The 22,713-nt window shown below is 59.7% G+C and carries 23 protein-coding genes; 14 read left to right on the top strand and 9 right to left on the bottom strand.

The window, feature by feature from the left end; translation table 11 throughout:
- The first annotated feature begins 97 nt into the window (after positions 1 to 97).
- The 10 genes from pabB (at position 98) to groL (ending at position 9,728) form a co-directional block, all read left to right on the top strand.
- A complete protein-coding gene (pabB, locus tag HW556_RS10285; protein WP_176899934.1) occupies positions 98 to 1,375 on the top strand; it encodes an aminodeoxychorismate synthase component I in 1,278 nt (425 codons plus the stop codon).
- Positions 1,376 to 1,619: 244 nt separating this feature from the next.
- Positions 1,620 to 3,083, top strand: coding sequence for a tRNA (N6-isopentenyl adenosine(37)-C2)-methylthiotransferase MiaB (gene miaB / locus HW556_RS10280; protein WP_176899946.1), 1,464 nt, complete (start codon positions 1,620 to 1,622; stop codon positions 3,081 to 3,083).
- Positions 3,084 to 3,107: 24 nt separating this feature from the next.
- Positions 3,108 to 3,443 carry a hypothetical protein gene (locus tag HW556_RS10275; RefSeq protein WP_176899933.1) on the top strand — a complete coding sequence of 112 codons (336 nt, stop codon included), beginning with the start codon at positions 3,108 to 3,110 and terminating at the stop codon, positions 3,441 to 3,443.
- Between the two features lie 57 nt (positions 3,444 to 3,500).
- Complete coding sequence (locus HW556_RS10270; protein WP_176899932.1) at positions 3,501 to 4,826, top strand: sigma-54 interaction domain-containing protein; 1,326 nt, start codon at positions 3,501 to 3,503, stop codon at positions 4,824 to 4,826.
- Positions 4,807 to 5,415: an LptE family protein gene (locus tag HW556_RS10265; protein WP_246289603.1), complete on the top strand. Its 609-nt coding sequence runs from the start codon at positions 4,807 to 4,809 to the stop codon at positions 5,413 to 5,415. Before HW556_RS10270 ends, HW556_RS10265 begins: the two co-directional genes overlap by 20 nt.
- 147 nt (positions 5,416 to 5,562) lie before the next feature.
- Positions 5,563 to 7,032 (top strand): hypothetical protein, encoded by a 1,470-nt coding sequence (locus HW556_RS10260; protein WP_176899931.1) that lies wholly within the window; start codon positions 5,563 to 5,565, stop codon positions 7,030 to 7,032.
- Positions 7,033 to 7,395: a preprotein translocase subunit SecG gene (gene secG / locus HW556_RS10255; protein WP_176899930.1), complete on the top strand. Its 363-nt coding sequence runs from the start codon at positions 7,033 to 7,035 to the stop codon at positions 7,393 to 7,395. It begins immediately after the preceding gene.
- A gap of 58 nt (positions 7,396 to 7,453) precedes the next feature.
- Complete coding sequence (locus HW556_RS10250; RefSeq protein WP_176899929.1) at positions 7,454 to 7,684, top strand: hypothetical protein; 231 nt, start codon at positions 7,454 to 7,456, stop codon at positions 7,682 to 7,684.
- Between the two features lie 60 nt (positions 7,685 to 7,744).
- A complete protein-coding gene (groES, locus tag HW556_RS10245) occupies positions 7,745 to 8,035 on the top strand; it encodes a co-chaperone GroES (protein WP_092737305.1) in 291 nt (96 codons plus the stop codon).
- A gap of 52 nt (positions 8,036 to 8,087) precedes the next feature.
- Positions 8,088 to 9,728 (top strand): chaperonin GroEL, encoded by a 1,641-nt coding sequence (groL, locus tag HW556_RS10240; protein WP_176899928.1) that lies wholly within the window; start codon positions 8,088 to 8,090, stop codon positions 9,726 to 9,728.
- Between the two features lie 122 nt (positions 9,729 to 9,850).
- On the opposite strand, the gene HW556_RS10235 is transcribed toward groL, so the two are convergent.
- Both HW556_RS10235 and HW556_RS10230 read right to left on the bottom strand, forming a co-directional pair.
- Positions 9,851 to 10,096, bottom strand: a complete 246-nt coding sequence (locus tag HW556_RS10235) for a hypothetical protein (RefSeq protein ID WP_176899927.1) — start codon at positions 10,094 to 10,096, stop codon at positions 9,851 to 9,853.
- 193 nt (positions 10,097 to 10,289) lie between these two features.
- A complete protein-coding gene (locus tag HW556_RS10230) occupies positions 10,290 to 11,912 on the bottom strand; it encodes a peptide MFS transporter (protein WP_176899926.1) in 1,623 nt (540 codons plus the stop codon).
- A 254-nt stretch (positions 11,913 to 12,166) separates the two neighbouring features.
- On the opposite strand from HW556_RS10230, the gene pckA reads away from it, so the two are divergent.
- Together pckA and HW556_RS10220 are read left to right on the top strand one after the other, a co-directional pair.
- Positions 12,167 to 13,783, top strand: coding sequence for a phosphoenolpyruvate carboxykinase (ATP) (pckA, locus tag HW556_RS10225; RefSeq protein ID WP_176899925.1), 1,617 nt, complete (start codon positions 12,167 to 12,169; stop codon positions 13,781 to 13,783).
- 153 nt (positions 13,784 to 13,936) lie between these two features.
- Positions 13,937 to 14,722 (top strand): S1/P1 nuclease, encoded by a 786-nt coding sequence (locus HW556_RS10220; protein ID WP_176899924.1) that lies wholly within the window; start codon positions 13,937 to 13,939, stop codon positions 14,720 to 14,722.
- 127 nt (positions 14,723 to 14,849) lie between these two features.
- On the opposite strand, the gene HW556_RS10215 is transcribed toward HW556_RS10220, so the two are convergent.
- The gene (locus HW556_RS10215) at positions 14,850 to 16,127 is read right to left on the bottom strand and encodes an SDR family oxidoreductase (protein WP_176899923.1); all 1,278 of its coding nucleotides are present in this window, start codon (positions 16,125 to 16,127) and stop codon (positions 14,850 to 14,852) included.
- Positions 16,128 to 16,272: 145 nt separating this feature from the next.
- Between HW556_RS10215 and HW556_RS10210 the strand changes: the two genes are divergently transcribed.
- The gene (locus HW556_RS10210; RefSeq protein ID WP_176899922.1) at positions 16,273 to 16,992 is read left to right on the top strand and encodes a 16S rRNA (uracil(1498)-N(3))-methyltransferase; all 720 of its coding nucleotides are present in this window, start codon (positions 16,273 to 16,275) and stop codon (positions 16,990 to 16,992) included.
- Here the strand turns inward: HW556_RS10210 and HW556_RS10205 are convergent.
- From HW556_RS10205 to HW556_RS10195, 3 genes are all read right to left on the bottom strand, one after another.
- Complete coding sequence (locus HW556_RS10205; protein ID WP_176899921.1) at positions 16,978 to 17,433, bottom strand: hypothetical protein; 456 nt, start codon at positions 17,431 to 17,433, stop codon at positions 16,978 to 16,980. The genes HW556_RS10210 and HW556_RS10205 overlap by 15 nt on opposite strands.
- A 27-nt stretch (positions 17,434 to 17,460) precedes the next feature.
- On the bottom strand, positions 17,461 to 18,876 hold the full coding sequence (locus HW556_RS10200) for an RtcB family protein (protein ID WP_176899920.1): 1,416 nt from the start codon (positions 18,874 to 18,876) through the stop codon (positions 17,461 to 17,463).
- A 69-nt stretch (positions 18,877 to 18,945) separates the two neighbouring features.
- Entirely contained in the window at positions 18,946 to 19,638 is a 693-nt protein-coding gene (locus tag HW556_RS10195; RefSeq protein ID WP_176899919.1) for a hypothetical protein, read from the bottom strand.
- A 112-nt stretch (positions 19,639 to 19,750) separates the two neighbouring features.
- On the opposite strand from HW556_RS10195, the gene HW556_RS10190 reads away from it, so the two are divergent.
- Entirely contained in the window at positions 19,751 to 20,422 is a 672-nt protein-coding gene (locus tag HW556_RS10190) for a DUF4159 domain-containing protein (RefSeq protein WP_218136902.1), read from the top strand.
- Between the two features lie 92 nt (positions 20,423 to 20,514).
- On the opposite strand, the gene HW556_RS10185 is transcribed toward HW556_RS10190, so the two are convergent.
- The 3 genes from HW556_RS10185 to HW556_RS10175 all read right to left on the bottom strand — a co-directional run bounded on the left by HW556_RS10185 (position 20,515) and on the right by HW556_RS10175 (position 22,678).
- Positions 20,515 to 21,114: a hypothetical protein gene (locus tag HW556_RS10185; protein WP_176899918.1), complete on the bottom strand. Its 600-nt coding sequence runs from the start codon at positions 21,112 to 21,114 to the stop codon at positions 20,515 to 20,517.
- A gap of 71 nt (positions 21,115 to 21,185) precedes the next feature.
- On the bottom strand, positions 21,186 to 21,755 hold the full coding sequence (locus HW556_RS10180; protein WP_176899917.1) for a 1-acyl-sn-glycerol-3-phosphate acyltransferase: 570 nt from the start codon (positions 21,753 to 21,755) through the stop codon (positions 21,186 to 21,188).
- A gap of 122 nt (positions 21,756 to 21,877) precedes the next feature.
- Positions 21,878 to 22,678, bottom strand: a complete 801-nt coding sequence (locus tag HW556_RS10175) for a patatin-like phospholipase family protein (protein WP_176899916.1) — start codon at positions 22,676 to 22,678, stop codon at positions 21,878 to 21,880.
- Positions 22,679 to 22,713: the final 35 nt, after the last annotated feature.

The following is a 22,713-nucleotide window of genomic DNA, read 5'->3' as shown; positions in this document are numbered from 1 at the left end:
AATCTCGCGGGCTGATGTTGTTAAAGTTGCTCACCATTTCACGCGGAATTCTTCGCTGCGCTCTGAATGACGCTCTTGTATATTGACCGAATCAAACGTGCTCACCATCCCCCTCGTCCAACTGCCGCCCGATTTCCGCGCCCGCGCCCTGCGCTGGGCGGCCGGCTTTACGCATTGTGTCTACTACGAGCCCAACGACTTGGCGTATCCAGGCGGGCCGTTCCGGCGGCTATTGGCCGTGGCCGAGGCTGCGCCCAACGCCCCGCGCAGTCTGGATGAACTGGGGACTTGGCTTGCGGCCGGGGATAGTGTGGCGGCTCCGGCCTGCGGTTTCATCAGCTATGAAGTAAAGGATGAGCTGGAAGACCTCAGCAGCGCCAACCACAGCAATCTGGCATGGCCAAACCTGCACTTCTTCCGGCCCCGCATCTGGCTGATTTGGGAAACGGAAGCGCTACATATTCACGGCGACACAGCGGGCGTGCTGGCGGCCATTGCGGCCACTCCCCTACCCGTAATGCCGCCCCCGGCCGTGGCGTTCATTACGCCCCGGATGCCGAAAGCCGACTACCTGCGGGCCGTGGAAGCGGTGCGCGAGGATATTCTCAATGGCGAGGTGTATGAAATGAACCTGTGCCAGGAGTTCTGTGCCGACGACGTGCAGCTGGACCCGGTGGATTTATTCGAGCGCCTCAACGCGGCCTCGCCGGCCCCGTTTGCGGGCTTTATGCGCCACGAAAGCCACTACCTGCTCTGCGCCTCGCCCGAACGGTTTGTTCGCCGCACCGGCCCCGAGCTGCTTTCCCAGCCCATCAAGGGTACTATAGCCCGTGGCACCACACCCGCTGCCGACGCGCAGCAGCGCCAGACTCTGCTGCACGATGAAAAGGAGCGCGCCGAGAACCTGATGATTGTGGATTTGGTGCGCAACGATTTGGCCCGGGTGGCCCAGACCGGCACCGTGCAGGTACCCGAACTATTCGGCCTGTATCCGTTCCGCCACGTCTGGCAGATGATTTCCAGCGTAACCGCCCGGCTCCGGCCCAACCTGGGCGTGGTAGATGTACTGCGGGCCACCTTCCCGATGGGCTCGATGACCGGGGCCCCAAAAATTCGGGCCATGCAGCTCATCGAGCACTACGAGCGCAGCCGCCGCGGCCTCTACAGCGGCTCGCTGGGCCTCATCTGGCCCAACGGCGACTTCGATTTCAACGTCGTCATCCGCAGCCTGCAGTACCGCACCGACACTGGTTACATTAGCTTCCAGGTGGGCTCGGCCATCACCTACGACTCGGTGCCCGAGCGCGAGTACGCCGAGTGCCTGCTCAAAGCCCGCGCTATGCTGGAGGTGCTGGGCGCGGTGGTGGGTAAGTAACCGGAAAAAGTAAACGTCATGCTGAGCGCTGGCAGAGTCGAATCATCTCTACCACTTCGTTGCAACCCAACGACAGGATTACTACGGCAGTAGAGATGCTTCGGCTGCGCTCAGCATGACGTTCCATTTTCCTCAGCAACTCGCGCACCATCTCTCTGCCATTCTGTCATTTTTTCAGCCTAAAACCGCTACCTTTGCCGTTCTCTGAACTGTGAAGCTGCTGCCGCTAACCGGCATTTTTCTGATGGCCCAACCCCTGATTACCCTCGATTTCCTCGACGCTCCTACCCTGCCTGCGCCTAGCGTAGATGCCGTTACGCACGCCGACACCCCTTCGGGCGAGGTGCGCGTGAACCCGGCCACCCGCACCGGCCGCTCGCGCAAGCTCTACCTGGAAAGCTACGGCTGCCAGATGAACTTCTCCGACTCCGAAATTGTGTCGAGCATCCTCTTCGATGAGGGCTTCGATACTACCGATTCGCTCGAACTGGCCGACCTGGTGCTGCTCAACACCTGCTCCATCCGCGAGAAGGCCGAGCAGACTGTGCGCATGCGCCTCTCGCAAATCAACAGCTACAAAAAGCGCCGGCCCGGCATGCTGGTGGGCGTACTCGGCTGCATGGCCGAGCGCCTGAAAAGCAAGTTTCTAGAGGAGGAAAAGCTCGTGGACCTCGTGGTGGGCCCCGACGCCTACCGCGACCTACCCCAGCTTATTGCCCAGGTTGACGGCGGCCAGAAAGCCGTGAACGTGCTACTGAGCCGCGAGGAAACCTACGCCGACATCACGCCGGTACGCCTCAACTCCAACGGTATCACGGCCTTTATCAGCATCATGCGCGGCTGCGACAATATGTGCTCCTTCTGCGTAGTGCCCTTCACTCGGGGCCGCGAACGGAGCCGCGACGCCCACAGCATCGTGCGCGAGGCGCAGGATTTGGTAGCGGCCGGCTACAAGGAAGTAACGCTGCTGGGTCAGAACGTGGACTCCTATAAGTGGGCTTCCGAGGATGGCACCGAGCACGTCAACTTTGCCCAGCTGCTGGAGCAGGTGGCGCTCATCAGCCCCGAGCTGCGGGTACGCTTCTCCACCTCCCACCCCAAAGACATTACCGATAAGGTGCTGCACACCATGGCGCGGCACGAGAACATTTGTAAATACATCCATTTGCCGGCCCAGAGCGGCAACTCGCGGGTGCTGGCCCTGATGAATCGAACCTACGACCGGCCCTGGTACGAGGAGCGCGTGCAGGCCATCCGCCGCATTCTGGGCGACGACTGCGCTATTTCTACCGACATGATTTCGGGTTTCTGCTCCGAAACCGAGGAAGAGCACCAAGACACGCTCAGTCTGATGGCGCAGGTGCGCTACGACATGGCTTTCATGTTCTTCTACTCGGAGCGCCCCGGCACGCTGGCTGCCCGCAAGCTCGAAGATGACGTGCCGCTGGAGGTGAAAAAGCGTCGCCTGGCCGAAGTAATTGCCCAGCAGAAAGACCATAGCCGCGAGCGAAACGCCCGCGCCGTGGGCCATATCCACCGCGTACTGGCTGAGAACTTCTCCAAGCGTAGTGACGAGCACCTGAGCGGCCGCAACAGCCAGAACCAGATGATCATCTTCCCCAAGAAACACTACAAGAAGGGTGATTACGTTGACGTGCTGGTGCATGAGTCGACGACAAATACGCTGCTGGGCGAGGCAGTTGGGTAGTTACTCCTATCTGAGGTAGTACGCATGCCATTATTTGCCCGATCTATGAAGCGGCATCCACCTTATCAATCTCTGTTTATAGATGAAGATCTACGTGTGACCTTCAATAGACTTCAGTCATTTTTGGGCATCGTGTTCGACCAAGAAGAAATTGAACAGGTATTTTTTGATGCTGAGCACGACCAGATTTCTTTTAAATACTATACTTTCTATACAGCCGATAGTGTCTTCTTCCCTGAATGGGAAGTAACGGGTGCAGTTAGTGAATATGAGCCAGAAACCCTATTTCTACAGAGCTCTGGCGGATTTGGCGAACGAAAGCGCTTCGAGCAATTTTTCTCTGACCGTACGAATACCTGATTATTTATCAAATAAACTATCCTAGCCTTTCGTCTTTCCTACGAATCCCCGCCAACCTTGACACCTTCTGAAATACAATCTATAAAGCAGCGTTTCGGCATCATCGGCAACGCGCCTTCGCTCAACTACGCCATTCAGGTGGCGGCGCAGGTGGCCCCTACCGATATGACGGTGCTGATAACGGGCGAGAGTGGCTCCGGTAAGGAGTCGTTTTCCAAGATTATCCACGCGCTTTCGCCCCGCAAGCACGGGCAGTTCATCGCCATCAACTGCGGTGCCATTCCCGAGGGCACTATTGATTCGGAGCTGTTCGGCCACGAGAAGGGCTCGTTTACCGGCGCGCAGGAGGCCCGCAAGGGCTACTTCGAGGTGACTAACGGCGGCACCATCTTCCTCGACGAGATTGGCGAGATGCCGCTCGGCACCCAGGCCCGGCTGCTGCGGGTGCTCGAAAACGGCGAGTTTATTCGCGTGGGCTCCAGCAAGGTGCAGAAGACCGATGTGCGCGTGGTGGCCGCTACCAACGTGAATCTGCTCGACGCCGTGCGCGAGGGCCGCTTCCGCGAAGACCTGTATTACCGCCTCAATACGGTGCCGATTACAGTTCCACCATTACGTGACCGGGGGGATGATATCTACTTACTGTTTAGAAAGTTCGCCACCGATTTTTCTGACCGTTACCGGGTTAAGCCCATCAGCCTGACGCCCGAGGCGGTGCAGGATTTGCAGCGGTTCCGGTTCCCGGGCAACATTCGCCAGCTTAAGAACGTGGCCGAGCAGATGTCGGTGCTGGAGACCGACCGGGAGGTAGATGCCCGCCGCCTGCGCCAGTACCTGCCCGCCGACCAGAGCAGCCGCTTGCCCATGCTGGTGCACGCTGCCGGCACCGGCGCCACTGATGGGGCCGGCAACAGCTATTCGGAGCGCGACCTGCTCTACAAGGTCCTCTTCGATATGCGCCGCGACATGACCGACCTTAAAAAGCTGGTGCTGGAGCTGGCCACCGGCCAGCGCCCCCACGAAACCCAGGAGTTGCTACGCCAGAACAGCCACCTGTTCAATAGCACGGCCGTAACGCCCTACGAAGGGCCTGGCAGTCGGCACCAGCGGCCCGAGGGCGGTAGCAACGAATACATCATCAGTTCGCGCGAACTGAGCGACGACAATGACGCTGATTACGGCGAGGAGGAAGTGCAGCGGGTGGAGGATATTCCGCATGAAACGGAGGAGGAAACCTTGAGCCTTGAGGCCAAGGAGAAGGAAATGATTATCAAAGCCCTCAAAAAGCACCACAACAAGCGCAAATACGCCGCCCACGACCTGGGGATTTCCGAGCGCACCCTCTACCGCAAACTCAAGCAGTATGATCTGGAACAAGCATAATTACACGGTGCAAGCCACAAGCTACAAGCTGCAAATCAGCAAGGCACTGACGATTCTGCCCCGGCCTTGGTGGCGGCTTATTACTTGCAGCTTGTGGCTTGTGGCTTGCAGCTGCCTTACCAGCTGCGGCGTGTACTCGTTTAGTGGAACCAACATCGACCCGACAATCAAAACGATTTCCATTGCTACGTTTGCCAACAACGCCAGCAATGGCCCCTCATTTTTGTCGCAGCAGTTCACGGAGAATTTCAAGGACTACTTTCAGCGTAACACCAGCCTGAAACTTGTGCCCCGCGACGGCGACCTGCAGTTTGAGGGTCAGATACTTGCCTACGACTTTGCGCCGGCCGCCATTCAGCAGGCCAACGGCATCGACCAAGCAGGCGCCAACCAGCTCACCATTCAGGTGCGGGTGAAATTCACCAATACCAAAGACCCCAAACAGGATTTCGAGGAGACGCTGCAAACAACCCGCTCCTTCCCCGCTACCCGCGACATTGCCAGCGTCAACAGCGACCAGACGGCGCTCAACGAGCTATTTCGCAACCTTATCAGCGACGCGTTCAATAAGTCGGTGGCCAACTGGTAATTGTGGGCAGGCTGCGTTTTAGTGCCCGAATTGCCGTATTCTTGTAGCCCGCTTGCCCGGCCGCTGCCGGGTGTCACCACTGCTTTTTTTTCCTGCCCGCAGCCTGCCACAGGCCATTAGCCGGCTGCCTCTTCTACGCTATTTCGCATGACCCGCGCGTCGCTCTTACGCATTCTGGACCACGTAAACGGTATTTCCGACGATGAAATCCGGGAACTGGAGCAGTTAGCCGCGGCCTTTCCGTACTGCCAGACGGCCCATGTGCTGCTGGCCAAAACGGCCCACGACCGCGGCAGTATGCTGGCTGGCCAACGACTGCGCCGCGCCGCTACTTACGCCGCCGACCGCGAGCTGCTACGCCAGTTACTGGAACGCCCCGCCCCGGCGGCGCTTCCAATGAACGCGCAGATTGCCAGCACGCCCCAGGCATACGCAGTAGCTGCCGCCAAAGTAGCGCCGGCTGCGCCAGTGGCCTTGGTTACGCAGGGTGCCTCTGAGCCCATCCCAGCTCCCGAAACCGATTTATTCGCGGTAGACGTCATCCCGGCACCTACCCCGGCTGAAGAAGCGGTGGTGGCCGACAGACCGACCGGCCACGACCTACTTGCGCCCGCTGAGGTGGCGGCCAACACACAGGATACCACGGCAGCAGCTATAGCGGCAACTGCCGATGAGCCACCGACCGCGCACGAAATGGCCGCCGAACCAGCTGCTGCCGCGCTTGGCACCCCTTCTGAAGCCGAGCTAACCGAGTTGCCAGAGGCGGAAACGCCGGTTGATGAGGTACAACCAGCTTCGGATGAAGAGCCGGCTCACCCCCAAGAGGCGCTAATAACGTCCTCCGAAGCAACCGAAACCAACGACAACACACCTGCCAGCGCCCAAGCGACAGAGGTAGCTGCTGTTGCCGAAGAAGCCATTGCGCCGACTGCTGCGCACGCTGCCGAACCAGCCGATGAGTTGCTTCCGGCCGTTGCGCTGCCTATTCGGCCGCCGAGCGACACAGGTATTTCGCGCTTTGAGTTTGGCTTGGGTGCGGCTCGTTTGCCCGAGCCCACGAGCTACCGGCTGCCGGGCATTGATAACGACGACGAGGAATTTGCGGCGAAAGACGACGAGTTGCCCACTACCCGCTCTGCCACCCCGCCCCGCATTACCGCTCCCTTCCGGGCCGACGCCGAGCTAGGCTATGCGTTGGGTGGCGGCAGCCGCCTGGGCTACGATTTGCAGAACCGTACATCTGATGGCTTCACGCTCGATTTGCCCCTGGAAGCCTTTTTTGAGCCCGATGCCCTGCTACTGGCCCACGCCCGCGCCCACCAGCCGGTCGCCAAAACGTCCTCGCTCGACCTGATCAACCGCTTCCTCAAGGCCCAGCCCCGCATCAAAGCAGGCACAGCCGGGCTGCCCCTGCCCACTACCGAACAGACTGATTTGTCGGTACGTAGCAGTGTGCCGGCACCAGCGCTGGCATCCGAAAGTCTGGCCAAAATCATGGTCCGGCAGGGTAAGACTGCCAAGGCCATTGAAATTTATGAGCACCTAATGGCAAAGCAGCCCGGAAAAATGGCGTACTTTGCCGAGCAAATCCAACAACTGCAACAACCCCCGGAGTAAATGTACTACGCCATTATTGCCCTGATTCTCGTCATTTGCGTGCTGCTGTCCTTGGTAGTACTGGCCCAGAACCCCAAAGGCGGCGGCCTGTCCAGCCAGTTCGGCGCGGGCGGCGGCGCTGCCCAGATGATGGGCGTGAAGCGTACCGGCGACCTGCTCGAAAAGCTTACCTGGGGTTTCGCCATCGGCCTGATGGTGCTCAGCCTGGGTTCCTACGTCGTCGCTGGTCATGCTCCGTCGGGTCCCGTACGCAGCATCAACCAGCAGCGCGCCCTCGAAACCCGCATACCAGCTACCTCAGCCCCGGTAGCACCCGGCGCCCCGGCTCCGGCTGCCCCTGTAGCTCCGGTTCCAGCCAACTAGCACCAGCCCGTTTTCGGCTTGACAGCCGGTGGTTTCCTACGGGGAACTACCGGCTTTTTTGCGTTTATCCAGTTATTTTGAATCACTGAAACGGTGGACTGGACTGCTGTTCGTGGGCCTGTTCACCAGCGGCCGTACTGTCGGGCTACACACCTCACTCTATGCCACAGCCACACCAATCCAAGGCATTTCCTGCCACGGCTGGCAGGCTCACAACGCAAAACTGACCGAAAACGGTACCGAATCGTTCATTCTGTCAGGTTTGCGCGGGCTGGCACAGATGATGTAACACGGCTGTGACACCCTGGTAATTCCAGATTCTTTCAACTTTTCAACCAAAACGTACACTATGTCGCTTAGCATCAAACCGCTGGCTGACCGCGTTATCATCGCGCCGGCCGCCGCCGAAGAAAAAACCAAATCGGGCATCATCATTCCCGACACAGCCAAGGAAAAGCCCCAGCGGGGCGAAGTAGTGGCCGTGGGTGAGGGCAAAGTGGCCGACAACGGCACTACCATCAAGCCTCAGGTAAAAACCGGCGACCAGGTGCTCTACGGCAAGTACGCCGGCACCGAAATTACCGTTGATGGGCAGGACCTGCTCATCATGAAGGAGTCGGACATTTTCGCCGTACTCTAGGCCGAACGCCGGTTTTTCTCTTTCTGAATACTGTTAATTCTCTAGAAATAAGATGGCTAAGAACATCCAATTTGATACCGAAGGCCGCGACAAACTGAAGCGCGGCGTAGATAAACTGGCAAATGCTGTGAAGGTAACCTTGGGCCCGAAAGGCCGCAACGTGGTTATCGACAAGAAATTTGGTGCCCCGACCATCACCAAGGACGGTGTAACCGTGGCCAAGGAGATTGAGTTGAGCGACCCCGTGGAGAACATGGGCGCGCAGCTGGTGAAGGAAGTAGCCAGCAAAACGGCTGACCAGGCCGGCGACGGCACCACGACCGCTACCGTACTGGCCCAGGCCATCTACGCGGCTGGCTCGAAGAACGTAGCCGCCGGTGCTAACCCAATGGACCTGAAGCGCGGCATCGACAAGGCAGTGAAAGCCGTAGTCGATAACCTGAAGCAGCAGTCGAAGAAGATTGAGAACTCGTCGGAAATTGCCCAGGTAGGCGCTATTTCGGCCAACAACGACATGGAAATCGGCCAGATGATTGCCGATGCCATGGACAAAGTTGGTAAGGAAGGCGTGATTACCGTGGAAGAAGCGCGTGGCACCGAAACCGAAGTAAAAACGGTGGAAGGCATGCAGTTCGACCGCGGCTACCTCTCCCCTTACTTCGTGACCAACCCGGAGAAGATGGAGGCCGAGTTCGAGAATCCTTACGTACTCATCTACGACAAGAAGGTGAGCACCATGAAGGAGCTGCTGCCCGTGCTCGAGCAGGTAGTACAGACCGGCAAAGCCCTGGTAATCATCTCCGAAGATGTTGACGGCGAGGCCCTGGCCACGCTGGTAGTAAACAAGCTGCGCGGCTCGCTGAAAATTGCGGCCGTAAAGGCTCCCGGCTTCGGCGACCGTCGCAAGGCGATGCTCGAAGACATTGCCGTACTGACCGGCGGTACCGTTATTTCGGAAGAGCGCGGCTACAAGCTCGACGCTGCTACCCTGGAATACTTGGGCCAGGCCGAGAAAATCATCATCGACAAAGACAACACCACGATTGTCAATGGAAAGGGTGAGAAGGAAACCATCACGGCCCGTATCAACGAGATTAAGGCGCAGATTGGCACCACGACTTCGGATTACGACAAGGAGAAGCTCCAGGAGCGCCTCGCCAAGCTCTCGGGCGGCGTAGCTATCCTCTACATCGGTGCTTCTACGGAAGTAGAAATGAAGGAGAAGAAAGACCGCGTAGACGATGCTTTGCACGCCACCCGCGCCGCCGTTGAGGAAGGCGTGGTACCCGGCGGTGGTGTCGCCCTGGTGCGCGCCCTCGATTCGCTCGATGCCGTTGATACCCTCAACAGCGACGAGCGTACTGGTGTGAACATCATCCGCACTGCCTTGGAGGCTCCCCTCCGGACCATCGTAGCCAACGCCGGTGGCGAAGGTTCGGTAGTGGTGCAGAAGGTGCGCGAAGGCAAAGGCGACTACGGTTACAACGCCCGCGAAGACAAGTACGAGAACCTGATGTCAGCCGGTATTCTGGACCCGACCAAGGTAACGCGCCTGGCCCTGGAGAATGCTGCTTCGATTGCCGGCCTGCTCCTGACCACTGAGTGCGTGATTTCGGACGAGCCTGAGGCTGACAAGGACGCCGGCCACGGTGGCGGCGGTGCCGGCATGGGCGGCATGGGCGGCATGATGTAAATCACTGTTGTTGCAGATGGTGCAGATGTCGCAGATGCAGGCGTCAGCATAATCTGAAGAGTATGTAAAAAGCCCCGCTGGATTTTGGTCCGGCGGGGCTTTTTTGCGAGCTGTGTGGCGCACTATTTTCGGCGAACGAGCTGCCGGCGTAAACCGATGAGTACCAGCAGCAGGGCAGCCATAGCCACGGCGAAGTACTTTGAATGCTGGTACTCGTCGCACAGGTTGCGGCCCGAGATGACCGAAATGCAGGGGTCATTCAGGAGTTCGTATTTAAGGCTCACCTGGGTGTTGATAGCACCGAACGCTGTGACCAATAAGGCCAGACCTACCAACCCCACCATCCACGCGTATCCCCGATCTGACATGCCGATTTTGAATGATAAGTGAGCAAGTCTATACGCCGGAGTACGCCGATAGACAACCCCAAGGCTAGTTTTTCGGCGCAGGATACTCAAGATAAAACAAAGCCCCGCCGGACCGAAATCCAGCGGGGCTTTTTGTGTCGCAGAGCGACACGATTACATCTGCGCTATCAGCGCCATCTGCAACAGTGGTGATTTAGCGAGCAACTACTGGCTCGGCCATCATCTGGGTGAGCTTGCGGTAGATGACGAACAGCACCAGCGAGGCGGCGGCCGAGAGGGCCACGAAAATCATAAAGAACTCGTAAAGGCCCGTGATTTCGAAGCCCACGAAGAATGGGGCGGGCTTGCCGGGCTCGGGGTACAGGGCGCTCAAGACACCGGCGAACTTATTGCCGGCGGCCGTGGCCAAGAACCACACGGCCATCAGCAACGAGGCGAAGCGTAGCGGGGCCAGCTTGTTTACCAGCGCCAGACCGATTGGCGACAGGCACAGCTCGCCGAAGGTGTGCATCAGGTACATGGTAATCAGCCAGAACATGCTCACTTTAGTGCTGGCATCTACGCCCTTCACGCCGAAAGCAATGATGAGGTAGCCGATGGCTAGGAACATAAGGCCGATGGACATTTTCAGCGGCGACGACGGCTCGATACCGCGCTTGCCCATGAACGTCCAGATTACGGCAAACACTGGGGCGAACAGAATGATGAACAGCGCATTAGCCGACTGGAAGTACGAGGCTGGTACGGTGTAGGAACCCAGCTGACGGTCGGTTTGCTCGTTGGCGAAGAACGTGAGCGAAGCGCCGGCCTGCTCGAAAGCACCCCAGAAGAAAATCACGAAGAAGCTCAGAATCAGAATCACGTAGATTTTCTGCCGCTCGCGGGTTGTGATGGAGGCATCGGCCAGTACGGCGACGGGCGTTACAATCATGGCCGCGAATACGAAGGCACCAACCCAGTCGTAGTTCATGAGCCAAGCAATGGCCCCATATACTATCACGAACAGACCAATGAGCATGGGCAGCTTGCTGGCGAAGCTCTTGGCGGCGGGCTGGTCGATGGTTTCGGCGCGCACCGGGGCATCGGTGCCCACGGGCACTACCGGCGAGTGGGCTACGGTTTGCTCGGGCTTGGCGCCCAGCGCCGTGCCCTCAGCCGTTACGATATACTTGTTTTTGAACAGCTCAAAGGTGAGCGAGCCAATCAGCATACCGATACCGGCGGCCAGGAAGCCCCACTTAAAGTCTTCGGGGTTACCCGTATCGCCCAGCGTACCACACACCAGAGGCGAGAAAAACGCGCCCAGGTTGATACCCATGTAGAAGATGGTGTAGGCGGTATCAATGCGGTTGTCGCCGGCCGGGTAGAGCGAGCCCACCATCGAGGAGATGTTGGGCTTGAAGAAACCGTTGCCGAAAATCAGCAGGCCCAAACCCAGCATAAACAGCAGCAGCTGCGTTTGGGGCGCCGTTGCCTGCCCGGCCGTGTACAGGGAGGCCGAGAAAAACAGGGCAAACTGGCCGATGGCCATCATCAGGCCGCCCACCAGAATGGAGCGGCGGTTGCCCCAGTAGCGGTCGGCTACGTAGCCGCCCAGCAGCGGCGTGAGGTACACAAGGCTGGTATAGTTGCCGTAAATGAGCGAGGAGTACTCCTTATCGAATACCAGCGCCTGCGTCATATATAATATGAGCAGCGCCCGCATGCCGTAGTAGCTGAACCGCTCCCACATTTCGGTGGCGAAGAGGACATACAGCCCTTTGGGGTGCGACGACGAAGTTGATGCGGGCTGCTGGGCAGCGGAGGGTGATTGCATGAAGAGTAAGTAAAGAGGGGAAAGAGAGACAAGCCCGGCTGCAACCGGAATAGGGTTGGTAAAACTACAAAAGTTTCCTAAACCGCCCCAAACCCACTCAAACAGCCCCCCGGGGCAAGGCCGGAGCATACGATTTTACGGCGAAATTTCGCTATCATTTTGGCTTTTCCCGGATTTTCGCCAGCTTTTTCGCTACTTTTGCCCCTGTATTCCCACTGATTTTCCACCCAACCCCCATCCGTTTTCGGCCCCTTATGCTAGATTCTGCCGCCAACGCCCGCCTCGCCCCCCTGGGTATTTCCACCGCTGCCCAGGTACACCTCAACCTCTCGCCCGCCGCCCTCGTCGAAGAAGCGCTGCGCCGCAACGAAGGCACGCTCACCGATAACGGGGCCCTGATGGCCGACACCGGCGCCTTTACCGGCCGCTCGCCCAAAGACCGTTTCGTGGTGAAGGACGCCAACACCGCCGACAGCGTGTGGTGGGGCGACATCAACATCCCCTTCGAGGCCGACAAGTTCGACCAGCTGCACCAGAAAATGGTGAAGTACTTGGAAGACAAGGAGATTTACGTGCGCGACGCCTACGCTGGCGCCAACCCCGACTACGAGCTGAAGCTGCGCGTAGTGAACGAGCTGGCCTGGCATAACCTGTTCTGCTACAACATGTTCCTGCGCCCTACCGAGGGTGCCGACACCAGCTGGACGCCCGATTTCAGCATCATCTGCGCCCCCGGCTTCGAGGCCGATCCGGCCGTGGATGGTACCCGCCAGAAGAACTTCGCCATCCTCAACTTCACCAAGAAGATGATTCTGATTGGCGGCACGGGCTATGCCGGTGAGATGAAGAAGGGCATTTTCGGTGTGCTCAACTACCTGCTCCCCCACCAGCACAACACGCTCAGCATGCACTGCTCGGCCAACGTGGGCGCCGACGGCGACACGGCCGTTTTCTTCGGCCTTTCGGGCACGGGCAAAACCACCCTTTCGGCCGACCCCAACCGTGGCCTCATCGGCGACGACGAGCACGGCTGGACGCCTGACAAGGGCATCTTCAACTTCGAAGGTGGCTGCTACGCTAAGGTTATCGACCTGAGCCAGGAGAAGGAACCCCAGATTTGGGACGCCATCCGGTTCGGTTCCATCGTGGAGAACACACGCTTTGTTGAGGGTACCCACACCGTGGACTACGCCAACAAGAGCGTAACCGAAAACACGCGCACGGCCTACCCTATCCACTACATCGACAACGCCATCGAGCCTTCGGTGGCCGACGCGCCCAAGAACATCTTCTTCCTGACGGCCGACGCCTTCGGGGTGCTGCCCCCCATCAGCAAGCTCGACAAGAGCCACGCCATGTACCACTTCATGTCGGGTTACACCGCCAAGGTGGCCGGCACCGAGATGGGCATCACCGAGCCCCAGACGACGTTCTCGGCCTGCTTCGGCGCCGTGTTCCTGCCCCTGCACCCCACCAAGTACGCCGAGATGCTGGGCCAGAAAATGGACGAAAACCCCGACGTGAACGTGTGGCTCATCAACACGGGCTGGACCGGCGGTTCGTACGGTACGGGCTCGCGCATGAAGCTCTCCTACACCCGGGCCATGATTACGGCCGCCCTCAACGGCGAGCTGACCGACGTGGAATTCACCAAGCATCCCATTTTCGGGGTGGAGGTACCCGTATCGGTGCCCGGCGTGCCAACCGAAATTCTGGAACCGCGCAACACCTGGAGCAACAAAGAGGAGTACGACAAAACGGCCTCATCGCTGGCCGAGAAGTTTGTAACGAACTTCGGCAAGTACGCCGACTACGCCAACGAAGAGATTCTGGCCGGCGCCCCTAAAGCTCAGGTAGCGGCCGGCGCGTAGGCGTTAGCACTTCCTATTTAAAACTACCCCGCTGGCCCTGTGTCGGCGGGGTAGTTTTTTGCGGTTGAAAGGTTTTTCGACCTGCCGGGTGCTTAGCTGCGTTTACTTGCGCTACTTTTGCGTCCTTGTTTGACACTTTACTGCCGCTTACCCATGCGTAAACTTCTGCTTCCGCTGTTGCTGTTGCTTCTCTCGCCGCTACGCCTGTGGGCCTGGGGCGCCGACGGCCACCGGGCCATTGCCCTGATTGCCGAACACCACCTTTCGCGTAGTGCCCGCCAGCAGGTGCAGCAGCTGTTAGGCACCGAGAACATGGCGTTGGTCAGTACCTGGCCCGACGAAATCCGCTATTACCCCGAGGGCAAGGAAACCGGCCCCTGGCACTACGTCAACTCGCCCTCGGGCCTCGACCATGCCCAGTACCTGACGGAACTGCGCACCAACGTTGGCCCCAACGCCTACACCGCCCTGCAAACCCAGATGGCCATTGTGGCCGACAAAAGCAAGACCATGGCCCAGCGCCGCGACGCGCTCAAATACGTCATCCACATTGTGGGCGACATCCATCAGCCCCTGCACACGGGCCACGCCGAAGACAAGGGCGGCAACGACATCAAGCTCAAGTTCCGCGGACGCGACACCAACCTGCACAGCCTCTGGGATTCGGGTTTGCTCGACTACCAGGGCCTAACCTACACCGAGATGGCCCAGCAGTACAACCGCGACATAAGCCGCTCTGCCGTGCGCCGCATGCAGGCCACCGAGCCCGCCGAGTGGCTCTGGGAGTCGTACCAGGCCTCCAGTTTACTTTACCCCCTCACTCCCGACGGCACCGAGGTGAAGTATGATTACTACCCCGCCCACAGCGTGCTCATGCGCCAGCGCATCCAGGAAGCCGGCGTCCGCCTGGCTGGCATGCTGAACAACATGTTAGGGTAAAAACCAGCAATCGGCGCACTTACTGTGGTGCGTATTTGGTGTTGAAACCTGGCCTTTATGGCAAAAGGAAGAGGCCCCATCCGGTAGCTACCGGATGGGGCCTCTTCTTGGTTGAAGCAGCGAAGCGTTAGCTCTTACTGCCCGGCTGCTTGCCCGAATTCGCCTTGTCGGCTCCGGGGCCACGAACGTCGTCGGGGGTGGCTTTGGCCGAGCCGGCGCGCGGGGCGCGGCCGTCGCCGTTGGCACCTTTGCCGGTGTCCTGCACGTTGTCGGCCCCTGCTACGGTAGCTACCGTGGTTGAGCTCTGACCGGTGGCTGCTTTGGGGCTTTTGCTTTGGTCGGCAGGTTGGTCAGCGGCTTTTTTATGGCCTTTGTCCGAGCCATTGCCCTTCCCGCCATCCTTGCTGAACGCACTCACGATGGCAGCCACGGCCAGACCGGTACCGGCCACAATGGCGGCCGTAGCGGCGGGGTTCAGCTTGGCCTTGGTATAGGTGCTGATTTCGCGGGTGCGGCCGGGATAGTTGCCGCGCTCCTGCAGCTGGCCCGCACCCTCGTACAGACCGCTGGGGCGGTTGCGGTGGTCGGCTTCATCGGATTTGGTCATGGGCGCAAAGGCTTCTTCCATGAACTTGTCGAGCAATGCCGGGGTCCATTGCTCCATGCCCTTAAACAACTTGCCAGCGCCGCCTACCAGAACATTGCGCTGGGGCGAAGTGGCCGAACTGAGAATGGCGTCGGCTACCGTTTCGGGGGCGTAGGCGGGCGGGGCGTGCTGAGGCACCTTGTCCATGTAGTTCTTGGCATTCAGCGGGTAAGGCGTGTCGATGGCGGCCGGCTGAATCAGGGTAACCGAAATCGGGGCGTCCTCCATTTCCAGCTCGGTACGCAGGCCGTCGGTAAAGCCCTTCACGGCGTGCTTGCTGGCGCTGTACATGGTTTGCAGAATGGCCGTGACGTCGGACAGCACGCTGCCCACGTTGATGATGGCGCCGCCACGGTGGCGCAGGTGCTCGGTGGCTTCGAGCGAGCCGTACACGAGGCCCCAGAAGTTGGTTTCGAACAGCTGGCGCATATCGTCGATAGACTCGTTAACGACCTTGCCATAGATTGACACGCCGGCGTTGTTCACCCAGGTATCAAAGGAGCCAAATTTCTGCTTGGCCTCGCGGGCAATGCGCTTCACGTCAGCCTGCTTGCTCACGTCAGCCACCACGTAAATGGCCTCGCAGCCCTGGTTGTTGAGTTCCTGAGTGAGTTGGCGTAACGCCTGCTCGCTGCGGGCAGCCAGCACCAGTTTAGCACCGGCTTTAGCCGCTTGCCGGGCCGTTACAAGGCCGATGCCCGACGAAGCGCCGGTGATGACAATAGTCTGGTCGGAAAGTTTTTTGAGCTTAGTTTTCATCTGAGTAGGGTATTGGTAGAGCGCGATAAGTCGCAGGATGGATACAACTGGCTTACGCGAAAAACCCGCAGGCTGTTATGCTGGCCCCGCCGCCGGGCCGACTAAAACCCGCCCAAACCGCCGGCTTCTCACTTACCTTTGCGCCATGCCCCACACCTTTTTCGCTCCCGACCTGACTGCCGATATGACCGGCTACACGCTGCCCGAAGATGAAAGCAAGCATGCCGTGCGGGTACTGCGCCTGAGCATTGGCGCGCCCGTGGTGCTGGTAAACGGCCGGGGCGATGTGTTCGAGGCCGCAGTGAACGATGCTAACCCCAAGCGCTGCACCCTGCGCATCAGTGCCCACGCTCGCTTTGCCCCCCGCTCCGCCCCCGTTCACCTAGCCGTAGCGCCCACCAAAAACCTCGACCGCATGGAGTGGCTGGTCGAGAAAGCCACCGAAATCGGGGTCGACACCATTACGTTCCTGCGCTGTGCCCGCTCGGAGCGACGCGAGCTGAAGCTGGAGCGTCTGGAGAAAATTGCCATCAGCGCCCTCAAGCAGTCGGGCCAGGCGTGGCTGCCGCACCTCACGGAGCTGACGAACCTAGCTGACTTCCTGCCCACCGTCGAGCCAACTACCACCTTCATTGCCCACCTCGAAGATGGCGAGCGGACGCCGCTGAGCCGCGTGGCCGCCGCCCCGGCCGGCTGTACCATCCTCATCGGCCCCGAGGGCGACTTCACGCCCGACGAAATTGCGGCTGCCTTCGCCCACGGCATCCGGCCCGTTACGCTGGGCAGCTCCCGCCTGCGCACCGAAACGGCCGCCCTAGCTGCCGTGCACACCGTGCACGTGGTACGGGAACTATCTAGCCTCTAATCTTTTATATTTCCATTCTTTCGCTAGAGCAGTCAGCTTTTTCAGTTTTGCTGAATCAAAAATTGACCAATTTTCATCACTATCAGGAGGAGTGAAGCTTCTCAAGGCGCGATAAAACGGCAATACTATTGATTCAACACTACCTGTCAGACGAATTATTTCGGTATGCCCGGCCGCGTAACCCTGTTGCTCAGTTATATAGAGAGCAACCAACTCGTTATCAAAAGCAAAACGAAAGTGGTACCAAACTGGCTCTAAATGCCAGCTTGTTTGCGCCCCTATTCCCTGAAAAGCTAGAATCAGCGCACTACATAGCTCCTCTAATGAATTGACTGGTACATCTGACGCTTCAAATTGCAATCTAAAATCATCAGCCTGCAGCCTAACAGGTAGGCAGCCATGCTCTGGCACACCGAAACGAATGGTCAGTTTACTGGGCATCTGCATAGCTGAAATATCTGATGCCCCCTATTCCGCCAGCGCCGAGTCGTCGGCCTGAGCGTTGGCGGCGGCTTTGGCCAGCTTCTTTTTGCGCCAGGGGGCGTCCTGCTCCCAGTCGCCGGCCATAACGCAGCCGTAGGGCCGGATTTCGTCCACGATGGTCGCCAGGTCGAAGTCCACGATTTGCTGCTGCACCTGCTCGGCGTTTTTGTAGGCGCTGGGCAGCTCCGAAATATCAATCTGGTTGAAGTAGAAGCGGGCGTCGATGCCCTGGGTTTCTTCGGCGAAGATTTCCTCCTTGGTCTGACCGAGCTTGCTGCGCTTATGGCTGGTGCGGCTCAGGTTGCGGCCGGCGCCGTGGGGCGCAAAGCCCAGGTTGGTTTCGGTGGTAGAACCCGCCACAATGAGGATGGGCTGAGCCATGTTGAGCGGAATAATGCGCGGCCCGGTGATGTCGGGCATGAACTTGGGGTCCATGGGGGTGGCGCCCTTGGCGTGGTAGTACAGGTCGCCGTCGCGAAACACGAAGTTGTGCTCGTTCCAGTACTGTTGCTGTACGGTAGCCCCCAGCTGTTCCACCACGGCCTCGTGCAGGCACAGGTGGTTTTGCTTGGTCCAATTACGGATGGTTTGCAGCGCTGCCCAGTACCGCTGCCCCTCCTCCGACTCAGCGGGAATCCAGGCATTGTTGGGGTCGGTTTCGGGCGAAATGGCCTTACGGAAGTTTTCGGCCACCTTCATGCCCTGCTTATACAGCAGTGCCCCCGGCCCCCGCGAGCCGTGATGTGTGACGAGCATGGTGTCGCCAGTGTTGCGCGACACGCCCACGTACAGGAAGTGGTTGCCGTCGCCCTGGGTGCCCAGATGCTCGCGGGCCATACTCAGGCTACGCCGGGAGTTCAGATACGGGTTGTCGCGGAACTCAACTTCGATGTCGGCGGGCAGCGCGAACTGCTGACCTTCGGGCCGGCCGCCGGGCCCGAAATGGGTGAGTTGCTGAGCTATGTCCAGTACCTGTTTGGGATCAGACTTGCCCAGGTTGGTCAGCATTACCGAGCAGCAGATATCGGCGCTATGCATGCCGGGATGAATGGCGTTGCGGGCCACCACAATACCCCCGACGGGAATAGTACCCAGCGGGCCGGCTGGGCACGCATCGGGCATAATGGCGCCTGACACCACTGTGGGCGTGCGCATCAGCCGCTGCATTGACTGCCGTACGTAGTCGATGTTGTCCTGCTCAATAGGCGTATCGGCGCTGATATTCTCGTGAAACGGCACGGCCTGCGCCAGTAGCGGGATGGTCGGGGCGGGCTTCTTCGTATTGAGGTAGGCCTCCAACGACTCCCCTTCCAGGCCCTGAGCGTTGATATGCTCCAGCGCATCTTTAAACCACTTGCCGGGTTGTAGCCCTTTATCTATTAAATCTTGACCTGTTATCATCGTTGGTGGCTATATAGATTGATGCAGCAAGAAAAGGAATAGTTGGCAGGACCTCCGCACTATCTTTCTTCACGCTGCCGCTTCAGCTCCAATCTTTCCAGTCATAAGCTGCCACAACACCGCCACGTGGGCCAGTAGCACGGCCGGCACCACGAAGGCGGGTAGCCACACGTACGGAAAGTGTTGCAGGGCCACGTTGGGCTGCTCGAACGAGAATTGCTGGAACGGCCCCGGCGCCGACAGCAGCCCCAGCCGCACGATATTGCCCAATAAAACCAGCCCCAACACGTTCCAAACTACTAGCCCGACCCGCCCCAACCACCGCCGGCGAAACGCCAGGTAGTAAACCAGCGGAGCCGTGAGGCCCATCAGAATATCCCAGTTACGGCCCTCAAAAGTCATGAGTCGGGGCACGGCCTGATACTGGTAAAGCCCCCACAACACCAGCTCCACGGGTATTCGCACCGCGTGCAACAGCGTCAGCCTATCGGGGCGCAAGGCATCGAGGAAGCGGCGGCCCCGGGCCGTGGCCAGCACCACCACAAGCGCCAGTAGCGGCGGGCCCACCACCAGCGCGAACCGGGGCGGCAGTGTGTTGGTGACGGTATAGAAGCCGACCCAAGCCTGCACTGCCTGATTCATCAGCCAAAGTCCCGCGCCCAACAGCAGCGCTGGCCGGTACCGGGGGGCTGCCCACAGCAGCAGCGCCAACGTCAAGGCAGTAGTCAGAATAAAGGCTAGGGCGATAGGAACCGGGGGCATGGTGAGGAATAAGCGGTGAAGCGCGGGCGGTGCTTACCTTGCGAGGCAAGCCGAACTTTCCCGGTCGGCCCGCAATTATAGGCAAGTCCCGCCAGCATCTGCTCCTACTATAATGTCCAAATACTTCTTTGTTTCTCTGCTCCTGCTCTTCTCGCTGACGGCCGCCGCGCCGATGGCTCCGGCCCCCAGCTTCCGCATCGCCAAGCTGCACTACGGCGGCGGCGGCGACTGGTACGCCAACAAAACGAGCCTGCCCAACCTCATCCGCTTCTGCAACCAGACGCTGAACACCAACATTGCGCCCGCCGAGGCTACCGTGGAGCTTGATTCGCCCGAGCTGCTCACCTACCCCTTCGTGCACCTCACGGGCCACGGCAACGTCACGTTCTCCGACCTCGACGCCCGCAACCTGCGCCGTTACCTAATTGGGGGCGGTTTCCTGCACATCGACGACAACTACGGCCTCGACAAGTTCATCCGGCCCGAGATGAAGAAGGTGTTTCCCGACCTCGAATTCGTAGAGCTGCCCTTCACCCACCCCATCTACCACCAGAAATTCCAGTTCCCGCGGGGCCTGCCCAAAATCCATGAGCACGATGGCAAGCGCCCCCAGGGCTTCGGGCTGCTGTATAAGGGCCGGCTGGTGTGCTTCTACAGCTACGAGTGCGACCTGGGCAACGGCTGGGAGGATATGGGCACCTACCCCGAAGACACCCCCGCCACCCACGAAGCCGCGCTCAAAATGGGCGCCAACCTGGTTGCCTATGCCCTGACGCAGGACTAAAAGCGGAAGCAAAAGAGGGAGAGTAAAAGCCGAAGCCCGTCCAGTATGCTGGGCGGGCTTCGATTTTTACTCTCCCTCTTTTAGTCCTAAGGCTAATACCGCCGCTGGAAAATTTCGCTGAGCACGAAGGCGGCGCGGATGTCAGCAGGGTTTTTCAGCAGCTCATTAACGGTGCGGCCAGTTGGTTTGGGCACCACTTGCTTCTGGCTCCAGAAATCATCCTTACCGTGTTCGGTGCTGGTACGGGGCAAGGAGGAGCCAAGCCGCACGGCCCGCCTGGGCGCTTCGAGCGAGCGGGCTTCGCGGGCAGGTAGCTCCTGAGAATACTGCTCGACTTCAGTCTTTTCGAGGCCGCGTCCGAAGCGCGGGACCGGCGTAGGCCGGGCTGGCTTAGCTTGCGGCTCCGGCATTCGCTGCTCCTGCTCCCACTCCTGGGCCGAGTCGCGCTCTTCCAGCCGGCCGGGTTCGGGCGGGGCGGGTTGCTGGTTCTGGCGCTGCATCTGAGCCAGCAGTTCCTCAAACGATACGGCCGGCGCCGATGGGGCTGGCCGACGCACCGGCGCGCCACCGGGCTGTTGGGCCGGCTGCCGGTCTTGGGCCTCTTTGGCTTTTTCGGCAGCCTTCTGTACCATTCGCCAGATAAAGAAGACGATGGCCCCAATTACCCAGACAAAACCTTTGATATCTTCCATACGAGCGAATGAATGACGGCCGGTACCTGCCGGCCGGGCGTTGCTGCCGACGGATTAAGCCGCCGGATATTCTAACGTACGCCTTTTTCGGGGAAGCGGCCCGGTTTGGTGCGATAGAAGGCCTTGATTTCCTCCAGGTCCTTTTCGTAGTCGCCGGTGGGCCAGAAGGCCGGTCCTACGCCGGCTTCCTTCTTTTCATAATCGAGGTAGCCGAGCAGAATGGGCACGCCGGCGGCCATGGCCGTGTGGTAGAAACCCTTGCGCCATTTGGGCTGGTAGGCGCGGGTGCCTTCGGGCGTAACCATAATCACCAGCTCATCATGCTTCTTAAACAGCCCGACCATGGCTTCGACGAGGCTGTTGTTGCGGCTGCGATCGACGCCCAGCCCGCCCAGGCTACGCACCAGCGCCCCGAGCACCGGAATACTAATCCACTCCTTTTTGATGGTTACTTTCAGGTCCACATCCATCAGAAAAAAGGCCGCCCGGGCGTGCATAAAGTCCCAGTTGCTGGTGTGCGGGGCCGCAATCATCACGCTCTTCTTGATATCGGGCGGCACCACCGGCCCTAACTTCCAGCCCACCAGCCAGAACCAGAACTTTGAAAACAGATACCAGAAGGTAGAAGTACGACGCGCCATGAGCGGAGAACGGATAGTAAAAGAGGGCTGGCCACCCGAATCGGGGCTAACGGGCCTTAAAGCTATATAATTTGCCGCCGCCACCGCTGCGTCGGGGCCTGCTGGCCGCAACAGTTCTGCTTTCAGGCCGGCGCGGGCCACTCGTTTTCGAGCAGTGCCGCTAGCTGCGGTGCCAGCGCCAGCGTGTAGCGGTAGCCGATATCGAATATTTCGGTGGCCTGCCCAAAGCTCATCGTGCGATACGGGCGCAATTCAGGCGGCTCTAGCAGCAGGTGACACAGCCGCTTACTGAGCACCGTGTTGCCGGCAATGGCCAGGTTAAGCGTGCGCTCGACCAGCCCGCGCATATTGCTGACCTGCGCGGCCGGGTTGGGCGGATTGCAGTGCACGCCCACCACCCGCAGGCCCGGGTGTTCGGCTTCCAGCAGCGCCTCCACGGGCAGGTTATTCAGCAGGCCGCCATCTACCAGCTGCCGGCCCTGGTACACCACCGGCCGGTACAGAATGGGCACGGCCGACGAGGCCAGCAGCGGCGGCACCAGCGGTCCGGTCGAAAACCGCACCGACTCACCCGCCTCAATATCGGTAGCTACCAGCGTAACGGGCAGCCGCAGCTGCTCGAACGTGGCCCCCACCCCTAGGTGCTGCTCGAACAGCCGCCCCACCGCGTCCATGTGCAGCAGGCCGTACCGGCTGAGCGCCACCCGCGTCAGGCGCGGAATACTGACGCCCTGCAGCAGCCGCATAATCTCGCGCGGCGGCACCCCGGCGGCATAAAACGTAGCCGCAATGGCCCCCGACGAAACGCCCGCGAGCCGCCCTACCGGCAGCGCCAACTCATCGAGCGCCGCCAGCACGCCCAGATGCGCAATACCCCGCGCCCCGCCCCCAGAAAGTGCCAGCCCTAACGTTTTTTCAGCCATAGGATTGAAGGAAGTGAGATTCTCACCGCCTCTAT

Origin of the sequence: Hymenobacter terrestris, from assembly GCF_013377905.1 — a bacterium.
Classification (GTDB): Bacteria; Bacteroidota; Bacteroidia; order Cytophagales; family Hymenobacteraceae; genus Hymenobacter; species Hymenobacter terrestris.
This window is presented reverse-complemented; position numbering and strand designations above follow the sequence as displayed.

Bases quoted from the DNA above. Each gene is read 5' to 3' on its own strand.
- miaB (WP_176899946.1), top strand. From the start codon at position 1,620: ATGGCCCAACCCCTGATTACCCTCGATTTCCTCGACGCTCCTACCCTG.
- HW556_RS10275 (WP_176899933.1), top strand. From the start codon at position 3,108: ATGCCATTATTTGCCCGATCTATGAAGCGGCATCCACCTTATCAATCT.
- HW556_RS10265 (WP_246289603.1), top strand. From the start codon at position 4,807: ATGATCTGGAACAAGCATAATTACACGGTGCAAGCCACAAGCTACAAG.
- HW556_RS10260 (WP_176899931.1), top strand. From the start codon at position 5,563: ATGACCCGCGCGTCGCTCTTACGCATTCTGGACCACGTAAACGGTATT.
- secG (WP_176899930.1), top strand. From the start codon at position 7,033: ATGTACTACGCCATTATTGCCCTGATTCTCGTCATTTGCGTGCTGCTG.
- groES (WP_092737305.1), top strand. From the start codon at position 7,745: ATGTCGCTTAGCATCAAACCGCTGGCTGACCGCGTTATCATCGCGCCG.
- groL (WP_176899928.1), top strand. From the start codon at position 8,088: ATGGCTAAGAACATCCAATTTGATACCGAAGGCCGCGACAAACTGAAG.
- HW556_RS10235 (WP_176899927.1), bottom strand. From the start codon at position 10,096: ATGTCAGATCGGGGATACGCGTGGATGGTGGGGTTGGTAGGTCTGGCC.
- HW556_RS10230 (WP_176899926.1), bottom strand. From the start codon at position 11,912: ATGCAATCACCCTCCGCTGCCCAGCAGCCCGCATCAACTTCGTCGTCG.
- pckA (WP_176899925.1), top strand. From the start codon at position 12,167: ATGCTAGATTCTGCCGCCAACGCCCGCCTCGCCCCCCTGGGTATTTCC.
- HW556_RS10220 (WP_176899924.1), top strand. From the start codon at position 13,937: ATGCGTAAACTTCTGCTTCCGCTGTTGCTGTTGCTTCTCTCGCCGCTA.
- HW556_RS10215 (WP_176899923.1), bottom strand. From the start codon at position 16,127: ATGAAAACTAAGCTCAAAAAACTTTCCGACCAGACTATTGTCATCACC.
- HW556_RS10210 (WP_176899922.1), top strand. From the start codon at position 16,273: ATGCCCCACACCTTTTTCGCTCCCGACCTGACTGCCGATATGACCGGC.
- HW556_RS10205 (WP_176899921.1), bottom strand. From the start codon at position 17,433: ATGCCCAGTAAACTGACCATTCGTTTCGGTGTGCCAGAGCATGGCTGC.
- HW556_RS10200 (WP_176899920.1), bottom strand. From the start codon at position 18,876: ATGATAACAGGTCAAGATTTAATAGATAAAGGGCTACAACCCGGCAAG.
- HW556_RS10195 (WP_176899919.1), bottom strand. From the start codon at position 19,638: ATGCCCCCGGTTCCTATCGCCCTAGCCTTTATTCTGACTACTGCCTTG.
- HW556_RS10190 (WP_218136902.1), top strand. From the start codon at position 19,751: ATGTCCAAATACTTCTTTGTTTCTCTGCTCCTGCTCTTCTCGCTGACG.
- HW556_RS10185 (WP_176899918.1), bottom strand. From the start codon at position 21,114: ATGGAAGATATCAAAGGTTTTGTCTGGGTAATTGGGGCCATCGTCTTC.
- HW556_RS10180 (WP_176899917.1), bottom strand. From the start codon at position 21,755: ATGGCGCGTCGTACTTCTACCTTCTGGTATCTGTTTTCAAAGTTCTGG.
- HW556_RS10175 (WP_176899916.1), bottom strand. From the start codon at position 22,678: ATGGCTGAAAAAACGTTAGGGCTGGCACTTTCTGGGGGCGGGGCGCGG.